Here is a 24,070-nt window from a genome sequence, read left to right on the forward strand (position 1 = left end):
TTTGATTTGTCACTCTGATCGCGGCTCGCAATACGTCAGCATCCGGTACACGGAACGACTGGGCGAGGCTGGCATTGAGCCATCAGTGGGCAGCAAAGGCGATTCCTACGACAACGCCCTGGCCGAGACGATCAACGGCCTCTACAAGGCCGAGCTGATCCATCGCCGGGCACCGTGGAAGACCAAGGAGGCGGTCGAGTTCGCCACGCTCGAATGGGTGTCCTGGTTCAACCACCAACGCCTGCTCGAACCCATCGGCTACATCCCGCCTGCAGAAGCTGAGGCAAACTATTACCGGCAACTCGCCAGTCAGACCGCCACGATGGCGGCATGACTTAAACCAACCGGCCTCCATGAAAGCCGGGGCGATTCACCTGCGTCTTTTCCGTCGCTCTGAACTCTCGCTCTAGTTCTTCCCAGTTCGCACCGACATGGGTCTTTCCGCAATATCGGCCAATGTGCGTTTCGTGCCCGTCTTCCAGGAGGACCAAAAATCCATGCCCATGGATGTGCTTGCAGCCGCTGAGCCCGCAAGCCAGGTGGCGCTCCGTAGGAAAGTGATAGCCCCCAAGGATCTTCACGGGGCGGTTTGTTTTTGCGTCAACGTCGTTGATCCACATCCGCCGCCCCATAAAGTCGTCGGCACTTTCGAACTTGAGCAGACGGTCATGCCCATCCCAGAGCCTCCCTTTGCTCAAATTTGGGCGCGCCTCGCCGAGGGGCTGCTCCACAAGGACGAGGTCATTCGCTGTGTTACGGCGGTCCAGTTTATGCATACCGATTCTTTCAACATGCGCCTGCGGTTGCGTAACAACCGTTGACCCCGGTACCGGAGTCTTTATATAATCTCAGGCGCTTCAACACAAAATGGTGCCTACCTGATCCGCCAAGATTTGGGGTAGTCACCGCGAAGCCCACATGCCGCCCTGTGTTTACAGAGGCGGCTTTTTTATGGGCTTCAGGATTGTCATCTGTTTATGCATCCAGTGCCACTACTGGACGTACTCACACATGTTTATTTCTGACCATTAGGTCATTAGTATTCAAATCGGATGCATTGCCTTCGAATGAACCAAGGTTCACCCGGAGTTTTTGGGATTGTTTGCCCAAACTGGATCCATTCCTTACCGCCTCGCGCGGGCCCTGCAACAAGACTTTTTCGGCCACGGGTCCTCTTCGCCAGCCTCCGTGATCGCCGTGTCAATTGACCCTGGAGGCGCGCGCCAGTAGTGCTTAAAACCACTTCGGTGTCGGCGCCACAAACAACGTCGTGACAGAACACTGGGCACCCCTTCGTTGCAAGAACGCCCACCGTGACTACTCCGACAACCAGCACCGCGCGCTCACGCGCCTACCGCAAGCGCTTGGCCGAAAAGGGCGCCACCACCATCTGCGTCGCCGTCGACGGCGACACCGCGCTCCGCCTCCGCAACATTGCGCGTGAGCACAAGCAGTCTATGGGCGATGTGCTCAAGATGGGCGCCCTGCTGGCCCAGCGCGCCCTCGCCCAACCCGCACCCGGCGCAGCAGAGTGATCGCCGTCGCAGCCGTACAGTCGCCGGAGGGCGCCCCGAACGGGGCCTATTTCGCGTGCAAAGCGTTGCGTGCGACGCTATCGAAATCAGGCTGCGCTGACCGCTGGCGAGCGGCCCTGCCCGGCTCGGCATGCTACGGTTGCCCCATCGGGCGACAGCACCAGCCCGCCAGTGCAGGCAGCAGCGCGCCTCCCCCGCAAGAGCGGCGCCTCACTACCTGCCAGCGCTGCGGCCGATCTGATCTGCGCATCGTTCACGAGCGCGGCATTTGCATCTCCTGCTACAACCGACAGCGCGAACTGATCCGCGGCCGCAACGGCAAGGGGTTCCCGCCCCAAAAGATGCAGCCCCTCGCCGAGTTCAGCGTCGCAACGGAGAGCGCCGAGGGAACGATCACGCACCACCACGTCGACGCGCGGCATCTTGCCGAGGCCGCCGGCGTCGTGGCGCACGCGCGTCTGCGCCGGCTCCCCATTGGTGAGCGGCTGAGCGAAAAGCGTCCGGGCCCGTCGATCTGGAGCAAGTCGAAGGGCCGGTTCGTAGTGGCATGCCCCGCGTGCAGCCATGCAGGGCTGCTGGAGCGCCGAAAGCACGACACCCTTCACCACCACTGCCCTGGCTGCGAAGGCCGCCCCCATGGCCCGGGGTGGGCCCTTGCCGTGGCTCGCGCGCCGATGATGCTGCTCGACGTCGGCGGTCTACATGCATGGTTGGCAGCGACGAAGGAGGAACTACCGCCCAACCGCTGGAATTCCACGGGTTTCGGTTGCGTGCACTGCCGGCGCGGTGTTCTGCAGGCGCTCGGAGCCGAAGATGCCGGCATTCTCGTCCGCTGTCCCGCTTGTGGCGAGCAAGTTACGTGACTGCTTCGACCTATAGCCCCGCGGCAGAGAACAATTCAGCTGCGGTGATATCAAGCGCCTCTGCGACTTGCAGAAACGCAACGATGCCGGGATTCTGCTTTCCGCGCTCAATTCCACTCATGTACGAGCGGTCAATCGCGCTCTTGTGCGCCAGTTCCTCCTGCGAGAGATTGAGCGCCCCTCGAGCGCGTTGAATGGCTTTGCCGAGGGCGATCAAGCGGGGGTCATCTGCGTATCGGGGAGAAGATGCGGGCATCACTTGATGCTCGAAATCTGTGGATGAAATGACCACGGAAGATTCTCCACATATACTCAAATTTGAGCACTGACGAACGTATCAGCCAGAGTCTGTCTTTGCTTCTGAGACTTGTCTTCGCCACCTGCACTCACTTCGAATCGGATATGAGAAAAACTGACTGCCTTCTTGTTTTTGGCTTGGCTCTCTTGATGGCGCCATTCACCTATTACGCAGGCGCGCGCCCCTATGCCTTCTGGGATCCGCTGTATGGACTTCCCTACTTGGTCGCGAACGTGGCAGCACCGACAGTCGTTGCGATCTGGATCTACGTAACTCGAAGCGGCCAACGCGGCGATGCGTAGCAGCCAGCCCCCTTACCGCACAGGTCGGTTAGCGCGTACATGCATGGTCGCTTCGGTGCTGGGAATTGGGACACCGGCGCTCGCTGATAGCCAGATCTTCAACATCTTTCCCGGTAATGCGCGCGAACCAACGATTGCCATCTCAAAGGAGCGATGCGCAGCTCCGAACTTCAAGGGCGGTAGAGCGTTTGTAGCTCGCCGCGGATCGGGAAAATCACGTGAGGCTTGCTGGGACTATCTTGAAGACAAGAACAACAAGGCCAAAAGCATCATCGTGACTTGCGTGCTCGCAGGAAACATCCTAAATGGCGAGGCAACCGATGAGTGCTTCCGCGTGACCGTCGACAACTTCAAAGACGTGACGCTGCCATAGTTGTCCGCCCATGCATATCCATTCGCGCAGTTGAAGGTCAGGTGAACGGGGCCCCCGAGTGTGACCCTTGCTCAGCCTACCGTAGGCCGCGCCCCATCTTGCGGGCCCATGTCGCGTTCACCACCGGGGTGGCTGACGCGCGACGAACCATCAGCAAAACAGGTTTCCGACTGGCTGCGCGCTCGGCCGCCTTTTTTGCGCAAACGTGTTCCAGCATGGCGACGACAACAGCGGTGCTGTATGCCTCGGTATCGTTCCGCGCGTCGAGCCGCTGGGCGCCTTTGTAGATCTGGCCCCACGTCAAGGACTTCTTGGACTTCGCAGAAGGCTCGATGGCGCCGCCTCTCATCGGCCGGAGGGCGCTACTCGATTTCGGCACCACGCCCCCCTTTCACAGTAATCGACGCAGTGCCCGCAGCTTGAGCGCCTGCCGTGACGACCGCAGGATCGAGACGCAGGCGGCCGGCGATCAGCGCCATCGCTGCACCCCAGCATTGCGCATTTCCGGCCGCCTGAGCCTCAGCCAGCGCCTGCAATTCGCCCTGCAGCACGCCGAGACGCATCAGTGGCTGCAGACCACGCAACGCCAGCGCGAGCTTCGTCGGCCGGCCGGTCGGGTTGCGCGAAAGCGCGCCAAGTTGGAAGCGCGTGGTCGCCGGCGGGCGAGGATCAGAAGATGGTTGTGTCATCGAGCTCTTCATCGAGGCGCTCCTGCTGAACATCTTTGAACGCGGCGTGCAGGCGGTAAGCCACGATGCGGCATACCACATCAATCGACGTGATCGATCCTTCTGCGCGGGCACGCACCAGGGCGTTGACCTCATTGGGCGTCAGAGCCAGGCCGAACTGGCCGAGCGCGGGAATCAGTTGGGTCTCGATCAGCGCGATGTTCTTTTCGCTGAATCGCTCGTCGGCGGCCAGCGGCGTGGACGTCCGCGGCGCGGCCTTCTTCGGCGTGCTCATACCCAGCCTCCGTGCGCCACGTCGCGCAGCTGTTTCGACGCCAGGAATACCGAGCCGAAGTTACCGTGGCCGCGGGCCTGAGCAGCAAGGCGCAAGGCGCGCACCTGCGCCACGAAATGCGTCTCTACGGCGCGCACGCGTTCGACCATCGAATCGAGTTCAGCGCAGGACTTCGCAGTCGCCAGGTCACGCTGTGCGCCGATCACGGCCTGCTGGGCCGCCTGCACCGCGGGGGCGACCGCATCGACATCGCCCTGCAGTCCGCTGACGATGTGGCTCAGGTCTTCGGCGTCCATCGACAGGGCCGCCATCTGGGCAGCGTCGCCCGGCTGCTCGTCGCCACCGGTGCGCCGCGCGCGGATCTCGGCCAAGGCGGCTTCCTTGACGTTCAGACGAGTGCGGACTGCAGCAACGTCCCTCGCGGCCGCCGCATAGGGCGCCTGCGCGTCGGCCAGCGCGCGCTGGGCACGCTGCACCTGCTGCACAGCCATCAGCACCGATCCGGGCACGACGGGCGCGGGCAGCGGCTCACCAGCGGGTGCGGCGTCGACGGTGCTCACCACGGCGACGAACGCCGCCTCGGCTTCATGGGCGGCATCCGCGTCCGCCTGCACGGCGGCATCGCGCTCGGCAGCGGCAGCCTCGTCGGCGGCCTGCTGCTCTGCTGCGGTCGCCGCGGCAAGAGCGTCGCGCGCCACCTCGATGGCCGCACGTGCGTTGCCGGTGTCGCCGCCGAGGATCAGCGCTTCTTCGAGCACCTGCTCGGCGAGTTGGAAGGCCTCGGCGGCGGATGCGACCGAGGGACGTAGGTTTGAGGGGTCATGAATTTTCATGCCCTCATCGTTGCGTCACGACGCGCAATTCGGGCCGGCTACCCCCACCTTTTTTGTGTCCGGGCCCCTGTTAGGGAGTCACGCCTACACGGCAATCACGGGGGCCCGGGCTGCCCGCTGGAAGCGCATCGATGACCCGCATCCGAAGAAGGCTGGCGCCGGATCACAGGTGAGACTGCTGCTTGATGTGCTTCATGCGTATCTCGTCCAAGCGGGCGGTCTGCGTCCCCCTGAGGTCTTCAAGAATCTCCAGCTCTCGCAGTTCATCCGGCGACAGCGTCGGGCCTGCCAAGTATCGAAGCGCATCGAGCAGTAGCGCGGTGCACACGTTCAAGCTGTCCGCGGGCAATTCCTCCAGATCAGCATCCTGCACGCTGATGGGAATCCCGGTAGCTTCGTCCCATCGCGTGTAGGCCACGGTCGCCGGCATCTCGGCATGGGCGCACGCCGATAGTTGTTGGTAGATCGTCGGGTACGCCTGCCGCGCGCCGCTCGCGTCAGCCCAGTCCTTCAGGTTGAAGCTCTTGCCAGCGGGCAATCCGGCGATGGCAGCATCGATGTGCGCGTCGCTCAGCGTGGGCAGCCGTTCGTCTTCGCCAAGCTGCTTCAACCTGCGAATGGACTTGATGGCCTCGCCATTGGCTTGTTCCAGCCACTTGTCCATACGCGTTGGATCCGCTTGAATCGAGGCCATCACCCAACCCATTTCCAGCACCGTGCGTGCCAGCACGCAAGCCGGCTCCAGGTTGCCGACGCCGGCCAACGAAACGGCACCCTGTACAAACCGCAGCATGCGCAGCGCGTGAGCCAGCATCACCACGCGTGTGCGATCAGCGAGATCGGTGCGCTGCTTCTGCAGCACCCGGTAAGTCAAGCGGCAGGTGCGGTCCGCCAGCGCGACAGCGTCGGGGGTAGGGTTGTAGTCCATCCCCCCATTGTGCGGAGGTGCTTACTCGGCAGGAAGTCGCGCCAGCAGGTTGCGCACCGCGGTCGGCGTCCATGCGGCCCCACCGCGCGCGGTCCTGATGCCTTTGCCCTGCAACGCATCCGCCATTGCACGCAGGCTCTTGCCCTCCAGCCGCATCGGGGTCACGAGGGGCGCCAGCGCAGCAGCGAATCCGTCTGCGGCCCGGCTGGCCGCCTCGGTGCCCAGGTGCTGGTCGACAACGGGCCCGCCGCGCCATCCGCCCAGCGCCACGCCCCGCTCACGGGCGGCACGCAGAGCATCGCGAGTACGGGTGCTGATGAGGCTGCGTTCTTTCTCGGCCAGCGCCGCGTACAGGTGCAGCATGAAAGGATCTGCGTCCGCACCAAGATCGGCAACCACGAACGGCACCTTCTGCGCCATTAGGCCAGCGATGAAAGCCACGTCGCGCGACAAGCGGTCCAACTTCGCCACACAAACCGCTCCACCTGCCAGCTTGGCGGCCGCGAGCGCCGCGGCGAGCTTCGGCCGCCGGTCCAGCGCGTCGGCGCCCTTGCCCGTTTCGACTTCGACGAACTCACCCGCGACGTGCAGGCTTTCCGCATCGGCGAACCGCTTGATGGCCTCGCGCTGCGCCTCCAAGCCGAGACCAGACTTCCCCTGCTGGGCCGTCGACACGCGGAGGTATGCAAAAAGGGTGGTCATTGTATAAATCCAGTCAACGGATGTTGTCAGGATTTATACATTGAATATGGCCTCGCGTGTCGGGGAGTTTCACAGCGCATCACATCGGGTAGCCTTGCCCGATGAACCCCAGCAAGAACGAGGCGCCAGCATGAGCGAGCACGACGACGAGGCCCGTCTCGAAGGCCTGCTGACCGCGAGCAAGGCACTGGACGATGACCTCGGCAAGCTGCTGGGCAAGTGCAGCCCAAACTCAAAGCGCAGCGTCATCGCGCTGGCGCTTTGCCACGCAGCCTTTGAACACGCCGTGAGCCAGCGCGTGCTGCTGGAGGCAGGGCTGACCGGCACCGCGTTGGCACTGTGCAGGCTGCAGTTCGAGGCCGTAGTGCGCGCCGCGTGGACCGGCCAAGGTGCGTCCGAAAAGTGGATCGACGCCTTCACCACGCCCGTCGAAGCCGAGGGCCACAAAGAGCCCATCACGGGCCCGCCGATCCCTTCAATGCTGGACGCGTTCGGCCAGCACGCGCCACACGTGGCCGCGGAATTCCGCAAGCTCTACGGCACCATCCCAGCTATGCATTCGTTCGTGCATGGAGGTGCCCAGGCAGTCGGGCACGCGCTGATGGGCGGCTACCCCGCCGACAAACTGACTGGCGTACTGATGAATCGAAACCTGCTGCAGTGGTACACGGGCAACTGCGGCGTCGTGATCTCTCAAGATCAGCAGTTGATTCCCCGCATGCGCCTGCTGCGCGAAAAGCACGGGTCATGCATGCCCCCAAGGCAGCCGGTATAGCAATCGTTTCGGCGGGCCCGCGCTGCCGTGGCGCCCGCAAGCTAGCGCGCCACAGTCGAGCAGCGCCTACTTAATTCGGTCTCGGTCGTTGATCGATTTGGCGGCAGTCGAAGCTGTGCATAACGCCACTGAATGCACACCGCCTTTTCGATCGACGATCTGCCCTGCTACGGTCATCAATCGTTGCTGGCGCAACACTTGCTGAAGTTCCTTAGTGCAAAACAGCCTTTGCCAAGCCTCGGTAACGACCAAGTTTTGATCTCGCGTCACAGTGTCGCCCTCGAACCTAAGTTGTTGGGTGAGCCACGCAGGTCTATCGACTGTGAATTTCACTAGAAAGCCAGCTTGCGGATCGGCAAGCGTTTGCTGGGGCAGATCACGCGCCAAAAGTAGATCCCCGTGAACCTGCATCAGCACATCGGCATATTTTTCCACTGCTACCCGCCGCGGAGTTGGTGGCTCGGCAGGAAGTGCGTCGCGCTCTCGCGAGCAACCTGTCAGCGCGAAGGCCACGCCGAGCACAAATGCCAGTGTTCTGAGCGGTAAGCGGCGATTAAAAAGCGAGAGCGTCATAATTTTTCAGTGAGAACGGACTGCGTTCAACTTCGGCGGCGTTTCGGCAAAGATTGAGGCTATCCGGCCTGCGTCCCTTCACGCGTGCCGAGCAAAGCCTTCACGGCATCCGTGCGCGTTACGTCGAGCGCTTGGCGGGCCTCCTGCTCGGTAATCTCGTGCTTGTCGGCGCGCATCGCCAACTGGATGGCAAACGTGCCAATGGCAGCGAAGAAGGCATCAGCGGGCCGAGCATGGTCCTCCATGTGCGGGATGCCGAGATGCCGCATGTAGATCCCGAGACGACGCGGGCTGTTCCAGGGCATCGCGACGTAGCCCGGCGTCTCGCCCAAAAAGATCGTGGCGTACTTCTTCGACAGGTCAACCAGCTTGACCTCGGCCTGGTCCGCGCCGATGGCGCCGGTCTGTAGCTCCACGTTGATCGAGACCGCGAAGGCCAAGAAGTCGCGCACCAGTCGGTCGACCACACGCGGGTCGCCCAAGTAGTTGCCTGCGCTGACGCCAGCGGCCGCGGCGGCGAGGCCATCGACCATGTTGGCTTCGATTCGATCCATGGGTTCTCCTGCTGCCGGAGCGGCGTTGAGCATGTGCACCACGCGCGGGAGGCGACCTTGGCGGCCCACGCCACGCCCGTCGCGCAGTCTACCTTCCGTCGCCCGAAATATTCTCCTAGATTTTTTTCAGTCGCGCGCGCGTTTTTTATAGAGGCTGGACGGCGGCTTGCTGAGCGTGAGGGCTGAGGCGCATTGCCCAGCCTTCGGGCCGCGCAGCGCCCGTTGCCTAGTTCCAGGCCCATCAGGAACGCTGCAGTCGGAGGCGCCGACAGCGTCGACCGAATTCGGACACATGTGATCACCCGGCACCGCTGGCCTCCGGGCGTCCGAAATATCCGACCGTACGTCCGTGCCTAAAGGCACTTCGGACGTTCGGACGGGGCGCATTTCGGACAGTTCGGACGTTTCGGACGCGAGCATTTCGGACGCTGCATAAGCTGCCGGCGATCAATCATTTCGGAAATTTCGGACGTTCGGACGATTCAGTTCGGACGCTTCCATTGACCGGCCTTCACGCCGCGAAAAGCCCGAGCCAGGGCGGCTTCCGGACCTGCGGCGGTGAATTCCAGTTCACGTGGTCTGGACATAGCCGCCCGAGTCGCACGTGACGCTGCCCGCCGCGATCAGCCCCTTCTTAACTTCAGGGTAGCGCCGCCGGTCGATGGCGCCGCCGCTCTCTCTCTCCAGCCGTTCACGCCAGTCGCGTTCCTTGACGCGTGCCTCCCCGCCGCTGCGGCCAGAATCTTCGACGCGAGCCCGGTGTTCGACTTCCAATGTCTTGAGCACCTCAAGCCCCATAAGTTGGTGCTTGCCGTTTCCGGCCTTCCCGGGCTTCGCCTTCGGCACGTGCATCGTCGAACGGATCGCCGCACCGAACACGTTATTTCCATCGTCGTCGACCAGCGGCAGCTTGACCCCTTCAAGCTTGAAAGACAGCGACTCGGGGAACTCGGCATCCTTCATCTTCGTCGCCTCGAAGCGGATCAATTTGGCCTCGTCATCGCGCTCCAGGCGGTACTCGGCGTCCAGCGCACCCTTCAACGCCATCGAGCCGCGGGCGCGCCCCTTGTCCGCGTGGCCGCTGTGATGAACAAGCAGCACGGTGGCCTTGAACTCGTGCTTGAGTTCATCGAGGTTCTGAATGAACTCGCCCATCTCTTTGGTGCTGTTCTCGTCGCCCGGACCGAAGTTGCGCGCCACCGTGTCAATCACGATCAGCCGCGGCTGCGCACCGGTCTCGTTCGCGAGCGCCCGCACCGCTTTGATGACTGCCTCGGCGCTGTCGCCATCGCAGAAAGCAGCAGCCTTGTGACTGACGTAAAGCGGCGCGTCCTGCAGATCCACCCCGTTGGCGATTTCCCAGGCTTTGAAGCGCCGCGCTAAGCCGTTGTGGCCCTCGCCGGCGATGAGGAAGACGGCGCCCTTAGTGGACTCGTTGCCGTGCCATGGGCGGCCCATGGCAATGCAGCAAGCCAGATCGATCACCATGAACGACTTGCCGACGCCAGGATCGGAGAACAGCAGGGCGAGGCTATCGGCTTCGAGGTAGCGTTTGATCAGCCAGTCGATGGGCTTGAGGTGATCCAGCATGTCGCCGACGCGCGTGAAGGCGAACGGCGGTAGCGGGGGCTTCGCGGGCGGACCTTGAGGCACGTCGAGAAAATCGAATGCATCGCCATGCTCATGCCACTCCGGCTGCTCGATAGGGACCATGGCAGGCATCCGCGTCGGCGCAGACGCCGCATCCACCACCGCGCGCACCGCATCGTCTCCGCGCTCCAGATGCAGGTCGTTCACGTCAGCACCATTCTCTAAATCGGCCGGCAGCGGCGCACTCCAGCAGTCCAGGCGCGCCGCGATGCCGCTGGCGTCTTCCTCTTTGCCACGGTCGGGCACGATCACCGCCATGGCGCCTGCTGCCTGAACGGCGGCGGCGATGACTTCCATGTTGCCCGCGCCGAACGTCACCACAGCCGGACTGCCGGTGACGGCGTTCAGGCTCCAAGCGTGCCCGATACCTTCGACGATGTAGGCCTTCTTGCCTCGCTTCAGCTCGCCGACCGTGAAAGAGCCGCCCTTGATCGGCACCGGTGCATTGAGCTTTTCGCCCTTGCTCGGCCCGATGTACTGCACCGAAATCACATCACCGGTGTTGCCTACACCGCCGTACACGGCAACCATGAGCCAGCCCAAGAGGCTCTTTCCCTTGAACGCTGCCCAGCCGTGCATCAGCCACGACACCGTGCGCAGCCCGTCAGGCTTGCCCTGCTTGCGGACGATGTAGTCGTGGTCAGGCGTTGCGTCATCGCCGTTGCGAAAATCTTCGCGGACCTTCGCCAGCTTGCGCGCAGCATCGTCGGGCTGTCGCGCAGATGCTGGGCCCGACACCCGCGGCGCGAAGCCCTTCTCGCGCAGCCAGACCATCGCCTGGGCAGGGTCCGGCGCTGCGCTCTCGCGCACGATCAGGCCGAGCACACCCCCGCCTTCGCCACTCTCGTGGTCGCACCAGTTGTTTTTCTCCAGATCGACGGAGAGGCTGCCGTTCGTGCCGTAGCGCAATTCGGTCGCCTTGCTCAATTTCGCGTTCGGCTCGCCCAACAGACGCCGCGCGACCGGCTCCATGAGCCCGGTGAAATCGATATCACCCTGGCGTGGCGCGGAAGCTGGTCGAGCCACCGCAGGCGCGGGCGTCCCCTTCTTCGAAACCTCGTCGGCCTTCAGATTACCCACTTCATCTGGCGCGGCGAGCTTCGGTGCGGTGTAGACGACGCGCGCATGGTCCTTCAATTGAAAATCTTCTGGTGCATCGGCGAGCGTCCATCCAATGGCAGCATCAGCCGGGCGGTCGATGACCTTGATCGCCAACGCGAAGGGGCTGATCGCGGCCACGAGCGCGTCCTCGATGGTGTTGTCGGTCAGCAGACCAACCGAGCGGCCCTGCAGAGACGACCAGTCGGCGTGATCCATGTCGTCGATCCACGTGGTGGCGATGACTTTCCCGTTAAGCCGCTTCTGCGCCGCCTCGGCTTCGACGACCGAGCCGCAGAGCAGCACCTGCGCAGTGCGCTGTTCGCTGAACTTCGCGAAATTGTGCAAACTGTTCATGCTGCACCGCCTTCCACACCACGCATGGCGAGCCCCGAGCCCCCGCTCCGGCGCGGCGGTTCCTGAGTGCTGCCCGGCGGCGCGCTGCAGCAGCGGAAGGCCAGCAGGCCAGCCAGGGCCTGCACCATGGCGCGCGGGGCCAGGATCGCACGCAGAGGGGCACGGGCAGGTTGAGCAAGGGCTGAGGGGCCTGAGCGCAGCGTCGGGGCGCCTGCGGCCGGTGCCGTGAGTTTCGCGCCCATCCGGCGGATGATCTGGTAGTGGTCGAGGTTCGCACCACTGGTTCTGATGTTCGTCATGCGTCTAGCAATCAAAAAATTTGAGGCAGACGCTTGCAGATCGATGCGTGATGGCGAAAATAGCCCGTCTAGCAATCAATGCTTGGTCTGCAAGCATCCCGAAGACCCGCCCCGTCCGGCGGGTTTTCTTTTTTCAGGCCGCGGCAGCCACCTGCTCTGCGAGCCATCTCTTCACGTCGCCGGCGCGCCAGCGAACCACCTTGGGCGCAAGCTTGATCGAGCGCGGGAACGCGCCACGCTTCACCATGCTTTTGATGTGCGACGTGCGCAGCCCCGTGAGCGCGCAGACCACCGTCAGGCGGGCCAGGCAATCGTCAGAGGCAACGGCCGCGGCCAGCTCAGCATGGAACAAGGGATTCAGATCGGGCATCACAGCCTCCGGGGTTTCAACACATCAATGCTCCCGTCACGACCTCGTGCACGTCCACGCGCCCGAATAAAAATTCGTGGCTCACCGGCCAGCGCAGGCGTTGCAAGCGACGCGCACGAGCCCAGCACGACGTTGCTTGCCACGCGCACGCTCGCGCGCACCAGCCCAGGTAGGGCTCGCGGTTCAACAACGGTCGCAGGGAAGCGGGTTAGGCGATCAGCGCGTCGACGTCAGCCGCGACGATGCGCACGGCGCGCGCGCTCAGCGTGACGGTGCGCAGCTTGCCGGCTGCGATCATGCGCAGCGCGGTCGAGCGCGAGCAGTCGAGTTCGGCGCAGGCGCGCTTGATGGTGAGCAGGCGCGGGCGCTCTGCGGTTGATGCGGCGACGGACGCCGGCGTGGAGATAACGGTCATGTTGGCCTCGAAGTTTCAAGTTGCCGCCGCAGCCAGCACGAACTTAGAATGCACTCACAACATCCTTCAAAATTGTTGAGGCATTTGCACTTCCGTGCCTGCCGCTCGAGGCCCTCGACTTGGTGGTGGAACACCTTTTCTGAGGGTCTCGTTGTTTGCGGAGCGTTCTTAGTGTGGCTCGGGATACGCGGTAGCCCAACGTAAAGTCGAAAGCTTTTAGCGGTGGCTTGCGGCCTAAAACGGCAGATGCATAAAAGATGATGCAAGCTCGCGCGCAAAACACCTGCGCCGCAGTGACTTAGCCGGGGGCGGTGAACAAACTCGCTTCGTTGCAGAGCGACAACATTCGCTCCCGAATCTCCACGTCGACACGCGCAAGTAGCTGTTCAGCGCGCATCAATGGGCGATGCTTCGACACTCGTCGCCCTCACAACTGCAGGATTGCGCGAGCCGCGGACCAGGCACTAAATCGCCTCTTGGAATGCCGAAACTATGTGATGACGGCGGCCCCTTGTGCCGCCGAAAGGAGAGCCTCCGTGAAGCTGTTGAACGTCGAGTTGACGCACGAGGACGGTAAGGACTTCGCCGCGTGGTCAAACACTGGGGAGGTTCCGGCTGCGGAGGCAGTGGAGCGGCTCATCCGCGTCTTGGCCGAAACGCGCAAGACGATGGAGCCGGCTTTTGCTGAAACACTGCCCCTGCTCATCAAGGACCCACCGCAGGTCGACGGCGCCGCTTGGCAATGGTCGATAGAAGCCGATGGCAGTTTGGTGCTAAACCTTCGCCACCCAGGTCTCGGCTGGCTCGGCTTCCGAATGCGGGACGTGGATCTCTTTCACGAAAACCTGGCCAACGTGCTCGAGCAACGAAACGCGCTGCAGGGGGAACTGAGACCGCCGGCAGCATGAACTGGTGCGCGTCGCGGGATCCGAGCACGCGATGGGCTACCGAGCGACCCACTGCCGCGGTGACCGTCAAGGACATTAGCACCATGAGCCAACCTGATTTTTTCAACGACCAGATCACCGTCCTTCGCGCGCCGTCATGACTCGGAAGGGAGGTGACGAAGAGCGCGAATTGCTCCTGACCCCTGCCGACTACAAGGTCACGCCGGGCGAGCGCTGGGCGGTCACGTCGCTGAAGACGAACGAGGTGATCTACGACGGGATCGGACCCGTCGAGATCATGTGCGGGCACATCGGTAACTGACTGATGCGCTGGGCCAACTCTCAGCGCGGCGGAAGACCTCTAGGCCGACCGTGATGAACCAACATTTCTGAACTGACGCGGAGACTGACGCTTTCAGCGAATCAGGGCTTGTCCGCGCACATCAACGAAGCATTTTGTTGCATAGTTCAGGCCCTTGACCTCACTCGCCGCACAGCTTCGTAAAGACCCTGGTGCGTCTCATATCAAACTTGATATCATCAGTGCTACGCGTACACAACGATGCAACGCAAGATCTGCGGGCGATCAGGCAAGTAAACCCTGACGTCTTTGGCAAACTGTTGGCGCTTATTCAGCAGCTCCAGGCCGATCCACATCTGTCAGAACGGTTACTGGATCATGGTTACGGTGATTTCGTTGGAGATCAATACTCGGTCAGCAAATGGCTAAGTTTGTACAAGCTCCCCGCTTGGCGCCTCAAATTCTGGGATCTGGAAGACGTCGGAATACGTTACCGCTTAATCTACGTATATGCATGGCGCGAAAAAACCTTCTACTTAATGGCTGTGATAGCCAGAGGACAAATGGACTATGACGACCCTGCGCACCCGATCCGGAAGCGAGTGGTTGAACGATGCCGAATTGAGTTTCCTGACATCTGAAGTCAGTGCGGTTGTTGAGACGAATAGGCACCAGGCTCAATTCGCATCTGAAGGCTTTTGCCTCATTGTTCCGTTTAAGCAACTGCCGGTAGAACTGACGCCAGCCCCGGTTGATGATTTTGCAGCTCTGCTGGATGAGGTCGAAAATTCTCCTGAAGTGAATGCAGGTCGTCAATGGGTTGCCGAAACCTTTTATCGAGACTCTGTGTCGCTTGCGGCGCTTCGTTTGAAAAAGGGTTTGTCACAAGCAGAGCTTGGTCGCATCACCGGCCTTGAGCAGTCGCATATTTCTCGCTATGAGAGCGGAAAGCACGAACCTGGCCTTCAAATCACGCGCAAGCTGGCGAATGCGCTTGCCGTTTCCATGGATTCGATTGCTGACGCGTGGATGATTTCCCGGCAAGAAGCCAATGGAAAGGTGCGCGAATGAGCCGCTACCTTCATACCGTCTGGTGTGACGATATTCGCCAAGAAATTGGCAATAAGCCTTCAATGATGGGAATGTATTCGGGAAGCATCGTATTGCCGCAGTTGCCTCTCGTGCTTCAGCGTCTAAGTGTATTCAATTGGTTGAATACGCCGATTGACAGACCCTTCAGAAGCCCGATTACTATCCGTGCACGGCTTGACAATGGAACAGAGCTTCTCCAGATGGAAATGCCCCCACCTCAGAGCCTGGAGGCAGCGCCTGTTCCCGATGCTACCGGCTACCAATTGATGCTGGGATTTGGGCTAGGTCCGATCAGCCTGCCTGCGGGCTGTGCCTACATTGTTGTGGAAGCAGAGTTAGACGGAGAGACCTTGGTCGGGCCGAAATTAAGGGTAAAAGTCGACAAAGCTTATGTGGATCGGATGATGCCGCAGAGCTTGGTCGAAGTCGTCCAACAAGTTACCTCCATTGACACGCAGAAGAAGCCCGGGTCCTGAAAAATTGGCTTTTTGCATTGCCGCTTGAGTAGCCTACTGAGAGCCGCCCTTGAGGCGGCTTTTTCATAGCCGTCGTCGCTCTCCATGCCGGTCGCAGCCTGCAGTAAGTAGCGCACAACCAAAAGATCTGGCCCAGGGCCATCCACATTCATTGTTGGACAGCAGCGACCATCTGGCGTGCAGAAAGCGACCTGCAGAGGGCCAGAACCGCTGCTAGGCATGCCGGACGGCCTCGCCGCACCGCCCCCCCCTCCGCGCCGCGACAAATCAGCCTGCGCCCTGCATTGAGGCACCACGGAGGTCATCGAGGTAGTCAGCCCACCGCTGCATCATCTCCACGCGTGCGGGCAGGTGCGTGGCCCGGTTGTAGGCGCGGCCAAGCGGTCCATGCACGGCGTGGCCCAGTTGGGCCTCAATCAGCTCCGGTCGCTCGCCCATGCCTTCGTCCAGCAGAGTGCGCGCCGTTGCCCGGAAGCCGTGGGCAACGTGCGTCGAAGAGTCGTAGCCCATGGCCCGCAGCGCGGCATTGATGGTGCCGTCCGACATGGGCAAGCCGCCTGCGCGAATTGAAGGGAAGACGTAGCGGCCGTGGCCCGTGAGCGCATGTTGCTCACGCAGGATCTGCACCGACTGAGCGGTCAGCGGCACAAGCAGGTCACGCTTCATCTTGGTCTTGCTTCCCGGGATGGTCCATAGCGCGCCGTCGAAGTCGACCTCGGCCCACTCGGCGGTGCGAAGCTCCCCCGGCCGGACAAACACGAGGGGTGCCAGCTTGAGTGCGGCGCTCACGGTAGGATGCGCCGGCCAGCCCTCGATCGCGCGCAGCAGTCCGCCCAGGGCCTTCGGCTCGGTGATCGCCGCGTGGTGCACTTTCTTTCTGACCGCAATCGCGCCTTTCAGGTCCGCGGTAACGTCGCGCTCCGCCTGGCCGGCCGCCACGGCATAGCGGAAGACTTGGCCAATCAGCGTCTTGACGCGCGCCGCGCTGTCGAGAGCCCCTCGCTTTTCCATTCGCTGCAGCACGCGCTCGAGCACATCACGTGGCGTGATCGTGGAAATTGGCATCTTGCCGATGTACGGATTTACGTCGTTCGCGAGCCAGGCGTTGAGCTTGTCGCTCGTGACCGCAACACGCTGGTCGTCGGTCTTGGTCATCCATGCCGACGCCATGCTGGCGAAATCGTTCTTTGCGGCATCGGCGCGCGCCTGCTTTTCTTCGCGGTTGGCCTTGCTGGGGTTGAGGCCGTCAGCCAGTTGCTCACGGGCCTTCTCACGGCGTTGGCGGGCCTTCGCCAGCGACACCTCGGGATAGACACCGAGAGCCAGCGTCTGGGGCTTCCCGTCGATTCGATAGTCTAGGCGCCAGTACTTTCCGGCGGCCTTGACCCTCAAATACATGCCTCCGCCATCGGCATATCGCTCGCCGATCACCGATCCCTTGTGCTTCACCTGCTTCGCGAACGTATCTGTCAGCGGCATCAATCATCCTTAGTTGTCGGTACCTCGATTCCCGCCTTCCGCCGGGTACCGGCAGAAGTACCGACAAAGTACTGACATGGGATGCTACAAGATGACCTATTCGGGGACAAAAAAAACCCGCTGCACCTATGAGGCGCAGCGGGTTTTGGTGCTCTGAGACATCTCAGGAAACACTAGGTTGGTGCCGCTTGTCGGAATCGAACTGACGACCTTCCGCTTACAAGGCGGGTGCTCTACCAATTGAGCTAAAGCGGCTGAAATTCCAGTGCGTGATTCTAGTGGCCCTGACAACACCGGCCGGGACGGCCGGACCGGGGCTACTTGACGCGCTTGAGCGACGGCCTGGCGCCACCGCCGACCGGCGGGCGCGGCGGCTCGTCGACCGGGTCGGCGGGCGAACCGGCATCGACCGTTTCGTCGCCCTCTTCGCCCGTGACCAGGTGCACGATCTTTCCTGCATCGCCTTCGGTGCCGCGCGAAGCGTCACGCAAGGGCATGCGGGCCGGGCCCTGGGGCGACGACGGCACGGTGGCCGAGGCGTCGCCGTGCTCCGCGGGAACCGACGGCGCCGGCGCGGGAAACGCCATGCCCTGCCCGTTCTCGCGCGCGTAGATGGCGATCACGCGCCCCACCGGCACGCTGATTTCACGCGCCGTGCCCGCGAAGCGGGCCTTGAACTCGATGAAGTCGTTGCCGAGCTTGAGCGAACTGGTCGCGTCGAAGCTGATGTTGAGCACGATCTCGCCGTTCTTCACGTACTCGCGCGGCACCTGGACGGTGTCGTCGACCTGCACCGCGACATAGGGCGTGAACCCGTTGTCGGTGCACCATTCGTACAGCGCCCGGATGAGGTACGGGCGGGTGGAGGACGACTCGAGCGCGTTGATCATGAAAGACTGCGAAAAGCGAAGAAAGCAGGCACGAAGCTTACTTACTTTCGCATGACCTTTTCGGAAGGCGTCAGTGCTTCGATGTAGGCCGGGCGCGAGAAGATGCGCTCGGCGTACTTCAAGAGCGGTGCCGCGTTCTTGCTGAGGTCGATGCCGTAGTAGTCCAGGCGCCACAGCAGCGGTGCGATGGCCACGTCGAGCATCGAGAAGTTGTCGCCCAGCATGTACTTGTTCTTGAGGAACACGGGTGCCAGCTGCGTGAGGCGGTCGCGGATGTGCGAGCGGGCCTTTTCCAGGGCCTTTTCGTTGCCCTTGGTCGTGCGGTTCTCGAGCGTCGAGACGTGCACGAACAGTTCCTTCTCGAAGTTCAGCAGGAACAGGCGCACGCGGGCGCGGTCGACCGGGTCGCCGGGCATCAGCTGAGGGTGCGGGAAGCGCTCGTCGATGTACTCGTTGATGATGTTCGACTCGTACAGGATCAGGTCGCGCTCGACCAGGATCGGCACCTGGCCGTACGGATTCATCACGCTGATGTCTTCGGGCTTGTTGTAGAGATCGACGTCGCGAATCTCGAAGTCCATGCCCTTTTCGAACAACACGAAGCGGCAACGGTGGGAAAACGGGCAGGTCGTTCCTGAATACAAGACCATCATGGCGAGAGACTCCTAAAAATCAAAAAGAGTGGGTCGCGTTGGCAACCCACTCTGTGGGACCGGATGCCAGGGGGCGTCCGGTCGGCGTGGACGGAACTACTTGACGTCTTTCCAGTACGAGGCGTTCAGTCGCCACACAAATACCACCGACATGGCCAGGAACAGCAGCACCCAGACGCCGATGCGAACGCGGGTGTTCTGTGCCGGTTCGGCCATCCATTGCAGGTAACTGACCAGGTCGCCGACCGCATTGTCGTACTGCACGGTACTCAGGGTGCCGGGCGTGACTTGTTCCCAGCCCTTGAACACTTCGGCTTCATGGCCGTGCTGTTCGATCTTGGTGTAGACCGGACGGCGTTCGCCTTGCAGTTCCCACAGGGGATTCGGCATGGCGACGCTCGGGAACACGAGGTTGTTCCAGCCGGTGGCCTTGGTGTCGTCGCGGTAGTAGGTGCGCAGGTAAGTGTAGAGGTAGTCGGCGCCGGTGCCGCCGTGGCCGGCGCGCGAGCGGGCGACCAGCGTCAGGTCGGGCGGCGTGGTGCCGAACCATTCCTTGGCCTGGCGCGCATCGATGTTGGCCTTCATGGTCTCGCCGACCTTGTCGGTCGTGAACAGAAGGTTGTCCTTGATCTGCTGCTCGGTGATGCCGATGTCCTGCAGCCGGTTGTAGCGCATGAACGCGGCCGAGTGGCAGTTCAGGCAGTAGTTGACGAACAGCTTGGCGCCGTTCTGCAGGGCGGCCACGTCGTTGGTCTTGTTGGGCGCCTTGTCCCACGCAATGCCCTCGGACTCTGCCGATGCCGCCGCGGAAAAGGTCAGGCCCAGTGCGAGACCCAGGACCGCGAGCCAGCCGGAAATGCTTTTCTTCATCGTGTTTCTCTCAGCTCTCTTGGCGCTTCTGGTTCTCAATGGGCGGCGAAGACCACGCGCTCGGGCACGGCCTTGAACTCGCCCTTGCGGCTCCACCACGGCATCAGCAGGAAGAAGCCGAAGTAGAAGAGCGTGCCGATCTGCGAGATGGTCTGCGCGATGTCCAGGGCAAAGGAGCCGATGACCAGGTTGCCCCAGACGCCCGGCGGCTGGATGCCCAGGTAGCCGAGGACCAGGAAGAAGAACACGAAGACGCCGTACACGTACTTGTGCCAGCCGGGACGGTAGCGGATCGACTTGACTTCGCTGTGGTCGAGCCACGGCAGGAAGAACAGGATGATGACCGAGCCGCCCATCACGACCACGCCCCAGAACTTGGCGTCGAAAGTCTTCAGCAGGAAGACGGCCACGACCGCCACGACGACGCCCGCGATCTTCAGGCCCATGCCCGACTTGCCCTTGACGAAGTTCCAGATGGCCGCCGCCGCGATGATCAGCGAGAACACGTTGACCATGTCGTCGGTGGTTGCGCGCAGCATCGAATAGAACGGCGTGAAGTACCACACCGGTGCGATGTGGTTCGGCGTCTTCAGCGAGTCGGCCGGAATGAAGTTGTTGTATTCGAGGAAGTACCCCCCGGCTTCAGGGGCGAAGAAGATCACCGCCGAGAAGATCGTGAGGAACACCACCACGCCGAAGATGTCGTGCACCGTGTAGTACGGATGCGACGGAATGCCGTCCAGCGGATGGCCGTCGGGGCCGCGGTTGGCCTTGATCTCGATGCCGTCGGGGTTGTTCGAACCCACTTCGTGCAGCGCGATCAGGTGGGCCACCACCAGGCCGAGCAGCACCAGCGGCACGGCGATCACGTGGAAGCTGAAGAAGCGGTTCAGCGTGGCGTCGCTCACCACGTAGTCGCCGCGGATCAGCAGGGCCAGGTCGGGACCGATGAACGGGATGGCCGCGAACAGGTTCACGATCACCTGGGCGCCCCAATAGGACATCTGGCCCCAGGGCAGCAGGTAGCCCATGAAGGCTTCGGCCATCAGGCACAGGAAGATCGCGCAGCCGAACACCCAGATCAGCTCGCGCGGCTTGCGGTAGCTGCCGTACATGAGGCCGCGGAACATGTGCAGGTACACCACGATGAAGAACGCCGAGGCGCCCGTCGAGTGGATGTAGCGGATGAGCCAGCCCCAGGGCACGTCGCGCATGATGTACTCGACCGATGCGAACGCCTGGTTCGCGTCGGGCTTGTAGTGCATGACGAGGAAGATGCCGGTGACGATCTGGATCACGAGGACCAGCATCGCCAGCGAGCCGAAGATGTACCAGAAGTTGAAGTTCTTCGGTGCGTAGTACTTGCCCCACTGGTCGTTCCAGAGCTTGGTCAGCGGGAATCGGTTGTCGACCCAGTTGAGCAGCTTCTCGCTGGCCGGTGCGTTGGGGGAAATCTCGTGGAATTCAGCCATGTTCTTGTCTCGCCTCAGGCCTTCTTGGAGTCTTCACCGATCAGGAGCTTGGTGTCCGACAGGTACATGTGCGGCGGCACCGGCAGATTGTCGGGCGCGGGCTTGTTCTTGAAGACTCGGCCGGCCAGGTCGAAAGTGGAACCGTGGCAAGGGCAGAGGAAGCCGCCTTCCCAGTCGGCGGGCAGCGAAGGCTGCGGGCCGGCCTGGAAGCGGTCGGTGGGCGAGCAACCCAGGTGGGTGCAGATGCCGACCACCACAAGCACGTCGGGCTTGATCGAGCGGTGCTCGTTCTGCGCGTACTTGGGGGTGAATTCGTCGGGATGACGCTTGGACAAGGGGTCGGCCAGCTGGCCGTCCAGCTTGGGAAGCTCCGCGATCTGCGCGGGGGTGCGCTTGAGGATCCAGACCGGCTTGCCCCGCCATTCGACGGTCATTTTCTCGCCGACCTTGAGGCCGCCGATGTCGACCTCGACCGCGGCACCCGCAGCCTTGGCCTTCTCGGAAGGCTGGAAAGTGCTCACAAAGGGGATGGCGGTGGCCACGCCGCCCGCCACGCCAGCGCAGCTGGATGCAATCAACCAAGTCCGCTTGCTGGTGTCGATCCGGGGCGAGCCGGAGGTCATGTCACTCATGGGGATCCTCTTGTCTTCTTCGCTGGAGCAGGAGTCAACCCGCGATTGTAGCGGGGCGTCTCAAGGATATTCAATGCCTGCCATGCGCGTGGCAGGCGAGCGACGGCGCGGCGCGCCGCATTCGCGGGGCGCCCGCCGGGGCGACAAGGGCTGTCGCCAGGGGGACTTCAGTTCAGAAGACCGTGCTGCATCGCTTCATGGACCGCCTGGGTCCGCGACTTGACGGAGAGCTTGCGATAGATGCTCTTGGCGTGAAACTCGATGGTGTTGACCGAAAGGTAGACCGCTTCCGCGATCTGGCGGTTGCTCCAGCCCTGTGCGATCAGCCGCAGCACCTTGAGTTCCCGCGGCGACAGCAGTCCGCGCGGAATCTTGTTGTCCGCCTCGGCCGCGCGGGCCGGGCTTGCTTGTTCCTGCACGCGGATCGGTTCGATGGCGCGCGCCTTCGCCGACGCCGCGATCGAGCCGACGATGCGCCGCGCGATGCGCGAGTCCATCGGCGAGCCGCCGCGTTCGATCGAGCGCAGGAGATAGGACAGCTCGAAGTCGTCGGCCTCGCTCAGCAGGTAACCGATGGCGCCCGCCGAAATCGCGGCACTCACCAGTTCGTGGTCGTCCCTCTTCGACATGCCGATGCTCTCGATGCGCGCATGGTGCTGGCGCACATGCTGCAGCAGCGCGAGGCCGTCCTTGCCCGGCAACTGCATGTCGACGAGCAGCAGGTCATAGGGCAGCGCGGCCAGCAGGTTGAGCGCTTCGGCGCGGCCCGATGCGACCACCACGCGGCGGTGCGGCGCGAGCTCGGCCAGGATGCGCCGCATGCGGTCCGCCACGAACGCATCGTCCGCGACGATCAGCGCGGCATGGAAGACACCGCCATACAACTGCGCGACCGACGGCACCGGTCGCGTGGAGGCGTACTGGAAGCTCATTTCCATGACGGCTCTCCCTGGTTCACGCCACGGACGGTGTCCGTGTTGTCTGCATTGGCCTTGCTCAAGAACGAATTGATCACGCGACGCCCCTCCGGCTCTGCGGCTGCCCTTAGGTAGCCTCGAAATGTTGACTTTCGTTTCAGATACCGCAGGAACGATGCCCGCGCGGGCCAGCATCGCGGCGCCGGCGCCGCGAACGCATGTACTACTTTGATTTCATTGGGAAATTTGCCTTTTCGAAGCCCCGAGGCAGGCCACGCGCAGGGCTGCGAAACGGCTGTTTTTGCGTCGTTGTTACGTGCCGGTTGCCGCGCGTGTTACGTAGCACCGGGACACACGAAACACGCGCCGGATCGCGCGGCGCGGCAACGCCTCGCGCCAGGTGCGATGCGCGCGAAGCCGCATGGGCATTGGCTTTGCGGGCCGCTCTTCAATTCGAAGACCCGTCGCACGGCGATGCGCATGGGCCCAGAACTACCGATCCCGGTGATGTTCAGCGAGGGACCCGATTCCTAGCATCGGTTGCATTGGGTAACGCAATGAAACCCAAGCTTGCTTTCATGCGACGAGGACGCCTGGAAGTCGAGAAATGGCAACTGCTTCTTCGAGGAAAAAAGGTCCAAATGACTACATCCAAGCGCGCTGGTGTTCGCACGTCTTCCATGGTTCGTCACGCAGGGGTGAGCCGCCTGCTCGCTTCGGTGCTCGTGGGTGCCGGCTATGTGATGACGCTGCCTGTGGCCCATGCCCAGGGGGTCACGATCGGTGGCGGGACCGTGGACGCCAACTTCGGCGGCGGCGAATCCAACAACGGCGGCCTCCTGAATGCAGTGGGCAACGTCACGACGCCCACGCTCTCCGCAACGAACGTGAGCACGGTCAACGTGACGGCATCGCGCGGCACGATCAATTCGCTCAGCAGCACCAGCATCACCTCGGGCCTCGTCAGCGCCACCAGCGTGAGTGCCGGCACCGTCACCGCCAGCACCGGCAGCATCAACACGGTCAACGCGACCAACGTCACGGCATCGCGCGGCACGATCAACTCGCTCAGCAGCACCAGCATCACCTCGGGCCTCGTCAGCGCCACCAGCGTGAGTGCCGGCACCGTCACCGCCAGCACCGGCAGCATCAACACGGTCAACGCGATCAACGTCACGGCATCGCGCGGCACGATCAACTCGCTCAGCAGCACCAGCATCACCTCGGGCCTTGTCAGCGCCACCAGCGTGAGTGCCGGCACCGTCACCGCCAGCACCGGCAGCATCAACACGGTCAACGCGATCAACGTCACGGCATCGCGCGGCACGATCAACTCGCTCAGCAGCACCAGCATCACTTCGGGCCTTGTCAGCGCCACCAACGTGAGCGCCGGCAACCTCACCGCCAGCACCGGCGTAATCAACACGCTCAATGCCACGGACATCACGACGTCGAACCTGTCGGCGACCACGGGCACCATCGGCACGCTGAACGCGACGGACATCACCACGTC

The 24,070-nt window shown here is 62.6% G+C and carries 29 protein-coding genes, 1 tRNA gene and 1 pseudogene; 11 read left to right on the top strand and 20 right to left on the bottom strand.

Annotation, left to right across the window (positions count from 1 at the left end; genetic code table 11):
* The 4 genes from BM013_RS08225 to BM013_RS40390 all read left to right on the top strand — a co-directional run.
* Positions 1 to 334 (top strand): integrase core domain-containing protein (locus BM013_RS08225; protein ID WP_143098236.1); only part of this gene is annotated, 334 nt, incomplete at its 5' end.
* A gap of 97 nt (positions 335 to 431) precedes the next feature.
* Positions 432 to 821, top strand: a complete 390-nt coding sequence (locus tag BM013_RS40380) for a hypothetical protein (RefSeq protein ID WP_143098237.1) — start codon at positions 432 to 434, stop codon at positions 819 to 821.
* 492 nt (positions 822 to 1,313) lie between these two features.
* Positions 1,314 to 1,535, top strand: coding sequence for a hypothetical protein (locus BM013_RS40385; protein WP_143098238.1), 222 nt, complete (start codon positions 1,314 to 1,316; stop codon positions 1,533 to 1,535).
* Positions 1,532 to 2,398, top strand: a complete 867-nt coding sequence (locus tag BM013_RS40390) for a hypothetical protein (RefSeq protein WP_143098239.1) — start codon at positions 1,532 to 1,534, stop codon at positions 2,396 to 2,398. The genes BM013_RS40385 and BM013_RS40390 overlap by 4 nt, the downstream gene beginning before the upstream one ends.
* A 10-nt stretch (positions 2,399 to 2,408) precedes the next feature.
* Here the strand turns inward: BM013_RS40390 and BM013_RS08235 are convergent, their stop codons facing one another.
* Complete coding sequence (locus BM013_RS08235) at positions 2,409 to 2,690, bottom strand: helix-turn-helix domain-containing protein (protein ID WP_371279714.1); 282 nt, start codon at positions 2,688 to 2,690, stop codon at positions 2,409 to 2,411.
* A 351-nt stretch (positions 2,691 to 3,041) separates the two neighbouring features.
* Between BM013_RS08235 and BM013_RS40395 the strand changes: the two genes are divergently transcribed.
* Complete coding sequence (locus tag BM013_RS40395; protein WP_143098240.1) at positions 3,042 to 3,371, top strand: hypothetical protein; 330 nt, start codon at positions 3,042 to 3,044, stop codon at positions 3,369 to 3,371.
* 362 nt (positions 3,372 to 3,733) lie between these two features.
* Here the strand turns inward: BM013_RS40395 and BM013_RS40400 are convergent, their stop codons facing one another.
* The 5 genes from BM013_RS40400 to BM013_RS08260 form a co-directional block, all read right to left on the bottom strand.
* Positions 3,734 to 4,072 carry a hypothetical protein gene (locus BM013_RS40400; protein WP_143098242.1) on the bottom strand — a complete coding sequence of 113 codons (339 nt, stop codon included), beginning with the start codon at positions 4,070 to 4,072 and terminating at the stop codon, positions 3,734 to 3,736.
* Complete coding sequence (locus BM013_RS08245; protein ID WP_093125265.1) at positions 4,041 to 4,334, bottom strand: hypothetical protein; 294 nt, start codon at positions 4,332 to 4,334, stop codon at positions 4,041 to 4,043. The genes BM013_RS40400 and BM013_RS08245 overlap by 32 nt, the downstream gene beginning before the upstream one ends.
* A complete protein-coding gene (locus BM013_RS08250) occupies positions 4,331 to 5,167 on the bottom strand; it encodes a hypothetical protein (RefSeq protein WP_093125268.1) in 837 nt (278 codons plus the stop codon). The genes BM013_RS08245 and BM013_RS08250 overlap by 4 nt, the downstream gene beginning before the upstream one ends.
* A 163-nt stretch (positions 5,168 to 5,330) precedes the next feature.
* Positions 5,331 to 6,095, bottom strand: a complete 765-nt coding sequence (locus BM013_RS08255; RefSeq protein WP_093125271.1) for a DUF5677 domain-containing protein — start codon at positions 6,093 to 6,095, stop codon at positions 5,331 to 5,333.
* 21 nt (positions 6,096 to 6,116) lie between these two features.
* On the bottom strand, positions 6,117 to 6,797 hold the full coding sequence (locus BM013_RS08260; protein ID WP_093125273.1) for a recombinase family protein: 681 nt from the start codon (positions 6,795 to 6,797) through the stop codon (positions 6,117 to 6,119).
* A gap of 130 nt (positions 6,798 to 6,927) precedes the next feature.
* Here BM013_RS08260 and BM013_RS08265 point away from each other — a divergent pair, with 130 nt between their 5' ends.
* Positions 6,928 to 7,572, top strand: a complete 645-nt coding sequence (locus tag BM013_RS08265; protein ID WP_093125275.1) for a DUF6988 family protein — start codon at positions 6,928 to 6,930, stop codon at positions 7,570 to 7,572.
* Between the two features lie 66 nt (positions 7,573 to 7,638).
* Here the strand turns inward: BM013_RS08265 and BM013_RS40405 are convergent, their stop codons facing one another.
* From BM013_RS40405 to BM013_RS08285, 6 genes are all read right to left on the bottom strand, one after another.
* Positions 7,639 to 8,145 carry a hypothetical protein gene (locus BM013_RS40405; protein WP_143098243.1) on the bottom strand — a complete coding sequence of 169 codons (507 nt, stop codon included), beginning with the start codon at positions 8,143 to 8,145 and terminating at the stop codon, positions 7,639 to 7,641.
* A 59-nt stretch (positions 8,146 to 8,204) separates the two neighbouring features.
* Complete coding sequence (locus BM013_RS08270; RefSeq protein ID WP_093125278.1) at positions 8,205 to 8,699, bottom strand: hypothetical protein; 495 nt, start codon at positions 8,697 to 8,699, stop codon at positions 8,205 to 8,207.
* 570 nt (positions 8,700 to 9,269) lie between these two features.
* A complete protein-coding gene (locus BM013_RS08275) occupies positions 9,270 to 11,804 on the bottom strand; it encodes an AAA family ATPase (protein WP_093125280.1) in 2,535 nt (844 codons plus the stop codon).
* Positions 11,801 to 12,103, bottom strand: a complete 303-nt coding sequence (locus tag BM013_RS40410) for a hypothetical protein (protein ID WP_143098244.1) — start codon at positions 12,101 to 12,103, stop codon at positions 11,801 to 11,803. Before BM013_RS40410 ends, BM013_RS08275 begins: the two co-directional genes overlap by 4 nt.
* 133 nt (positions 12,104 to 12,236) lie before the next feature.
* Positions 12,237 to 12,473: a helix-turn-helix transcriptional regulator gene (locus BM013_RS08280; RefSeq protein WP_093125282.1), complete on the bottom strand. Its 237-nt coding sequence runs from the start codon at positions 12,471 to 12,473 to the stop codon at positions 12,237 to 12,239.
* A gap of 208 nt (positions 12,474 to 12,681) precedes the next feature.
* Positions 12,682 to 12,888: a helix-turn-helix transcriptional regulator gene (locus BM013_RS08285; RefSeq protein WP_093125284.1), complete on the bottom strand. Its 207-nt coding sequence runs from the start codon at positions 12,886 to 12,888 to the stop codon at positions 12,682 to 12,684.
* A gap of 536 nt (positions 12,889 to 13,424) precedes the next feature.
* On the opposite strand from BM013_RS08285, the gene BM013_RS08290 reads away from it, so the two are divergent.
* From BM013_RS08290 to BM013_RS40415, 4 genes are all read left to right on the top strand, one after another.
* The gene (locus BM013_RS08290; RefSeq protein ID WP_093125286.1) at positions 13,425 to 13,796 is read left to right on the top strand and encodes a hypothetical protein; all 372 of its coding nucleotides are present in this window, start codon (positions 13,425 to 13,427) and stop codon (positions 13,794 to 13,796) included.
* Between the two features lie 169 nt (positions 13,797 to 13,965).
* Positions 13,966 to 14,097, top strand: a complete 132-nt coding sequence (locus BM013_RS41730) for a hypothetical protein (protein ID WP_256221428.1) — start codon at positions 13,966 to 13,968, stop codon at positions 14,095 to 14,097.
* Positions 14,098 to 14,646: 549 nt separating this feature from the next.
* Positions 14,647 to 15,147, top strand: a complete 501-nt coding sequence (locus tag BM013_RS08300) for a helix-turn-helix domain-containing protein (protein ID WP_093125288.1) — start codon at positions 14,647 to 14,649, stop codon at positions 15,145 to 15,147.
* The gene (locus BM013_RS40415) at positions 15,144 to 15,644 is read left to right on the top strand and encodes a hypothetical protein (protein ID WP_143098245.1); all 501 of its coding nucleotides are present in this window, start codon (positions 15,144 to 15,146) and stop codon (positions 15,642 to 15,644) included. Before BM013_RS08300 ends, BM013_RS40415 begins: the two co-directional genes overlap by 4 nt.
* A 267-nt stretch (positions 15,645 to 15,911) precedes the next feature.
* On the opposite strand, the gene BM013_RS08310 is transcribed toward BM013_RS40415, so the two are convergent.
* The 8 genes from BM013_RS08310 to BM013_RS08345 form a co-directional block, all read right to left on the bottom strand.
* Positions 15,912 to 17,123: a tyrosine-type recombinase/integrase gene (locus tag BM013_RS08310; RefSeq protein WP_093125293.1), complete on the bottom strand. Its 1,212-nt coding sequence runs from the start codon at positions 17,121 to 17,123 to the stop codon at positions 15,912 to 15,914.
* Positions 17,124 to 17,302: 179 nt separating this feature from the next.
* Positions 17,303 to 17,378 (bottom strand) — tRNA-Thr (locus BM013_RS08315).
* 62 nt (positions 17,379 to 17,440) lie between these two features.
* Positions 17,441 to 18,013 carry a ClpXP protease specificity-enhancing factor gene (locus BM013_RS08320; protein ID WP_093125296.1) on the bottom strand — a complete coding sequence of 191 codons (573 nt, stop codon included), beginning with the start codon at positions 18,011 to 18,013 and terminating at the stop codon, positions 17,441 to 17,443.
* A gap of 41 nt (positions 18,014 to 18,054) precedes the next feature.
* A complete protein-coding gene (locus BM013_RS08325) occupies positions 18,055 to 18,666 on the bottom strand; it encodes a glutathione S-transferase N-terminal domain-containing protein (protein WP_007835362.1) in 612 nt (203 codons plus the stop codon).
* 96 nt (positions 18,667 to 18,762) lie between these two features.
* Complete coding sequence (locus BM013_RS08330) at positions 18,763 to 19,536, bottom strand: cytochrome c1 (RefSeq protein ID WP_093125298.1); 774 nt, start codon at positions 19,534 to 19,536, stop codon at positions 18,763 to 18,765.
* Between the two features lie 35 nt (positions 19,537 to 19,571).
* Positions 19,572 to 21,008: a cytochrome b gene (locus tag BM013_RS08335; protein ID WP_093125301.1), complete on the bottom strand. Its 1,437-nt coding sequence runs from the start codon at positions 21,006 to 21,008 to the stop codon at positions 19,572 to 19,574.
* Between the two features lie 14 nt (positions 21,009 to 21,022).
* Complete coding sequence (gene petA / locus BM013_RS08340; protein WP_093125304.1) at positions 21,023 to 21,640, bottom strand: ubiquinol-cytochrome c reductase iron-sulfur subunit; 618 nt, start codon at positions 21,638 to 21,640, stop codon at positions 21,023 to 21,025.
* Between the two features lie 167 nt (positions 21,641 to 21,807).
* Positions 21,808 to 22,578 carry a response regulator transcription factor gene (locus BM013_RS08345; protein WP_093125306.1) on the bottom strand — a complete coding sequence of 257 codons (771 nt, stop codon included), beginning with the start codon at positions 22,576 to 22,578 and terminating at the stop codon, positions 21,808 to 21,810.
* Between the two features lie 659 nt (positions 22,579 to 23,237).
* Here BM013_RS08345 and BM013_RS41175 point away from each other — a divergent pair.
* Positions 23,238 to 24,070 (top strand): annotated as a pseudogene (locus BM013_RS41175) (hypothetical protein); the annotation flags it as partial.

This window comes from Variovorax sp. OK605 (genome assembly GCF_900115445.1).
GTDB lineage: Bacteria > Pseudomonadota > Gammaproteobacteria > Burkholderiales > Burkholderiaceae_C > Variovorax.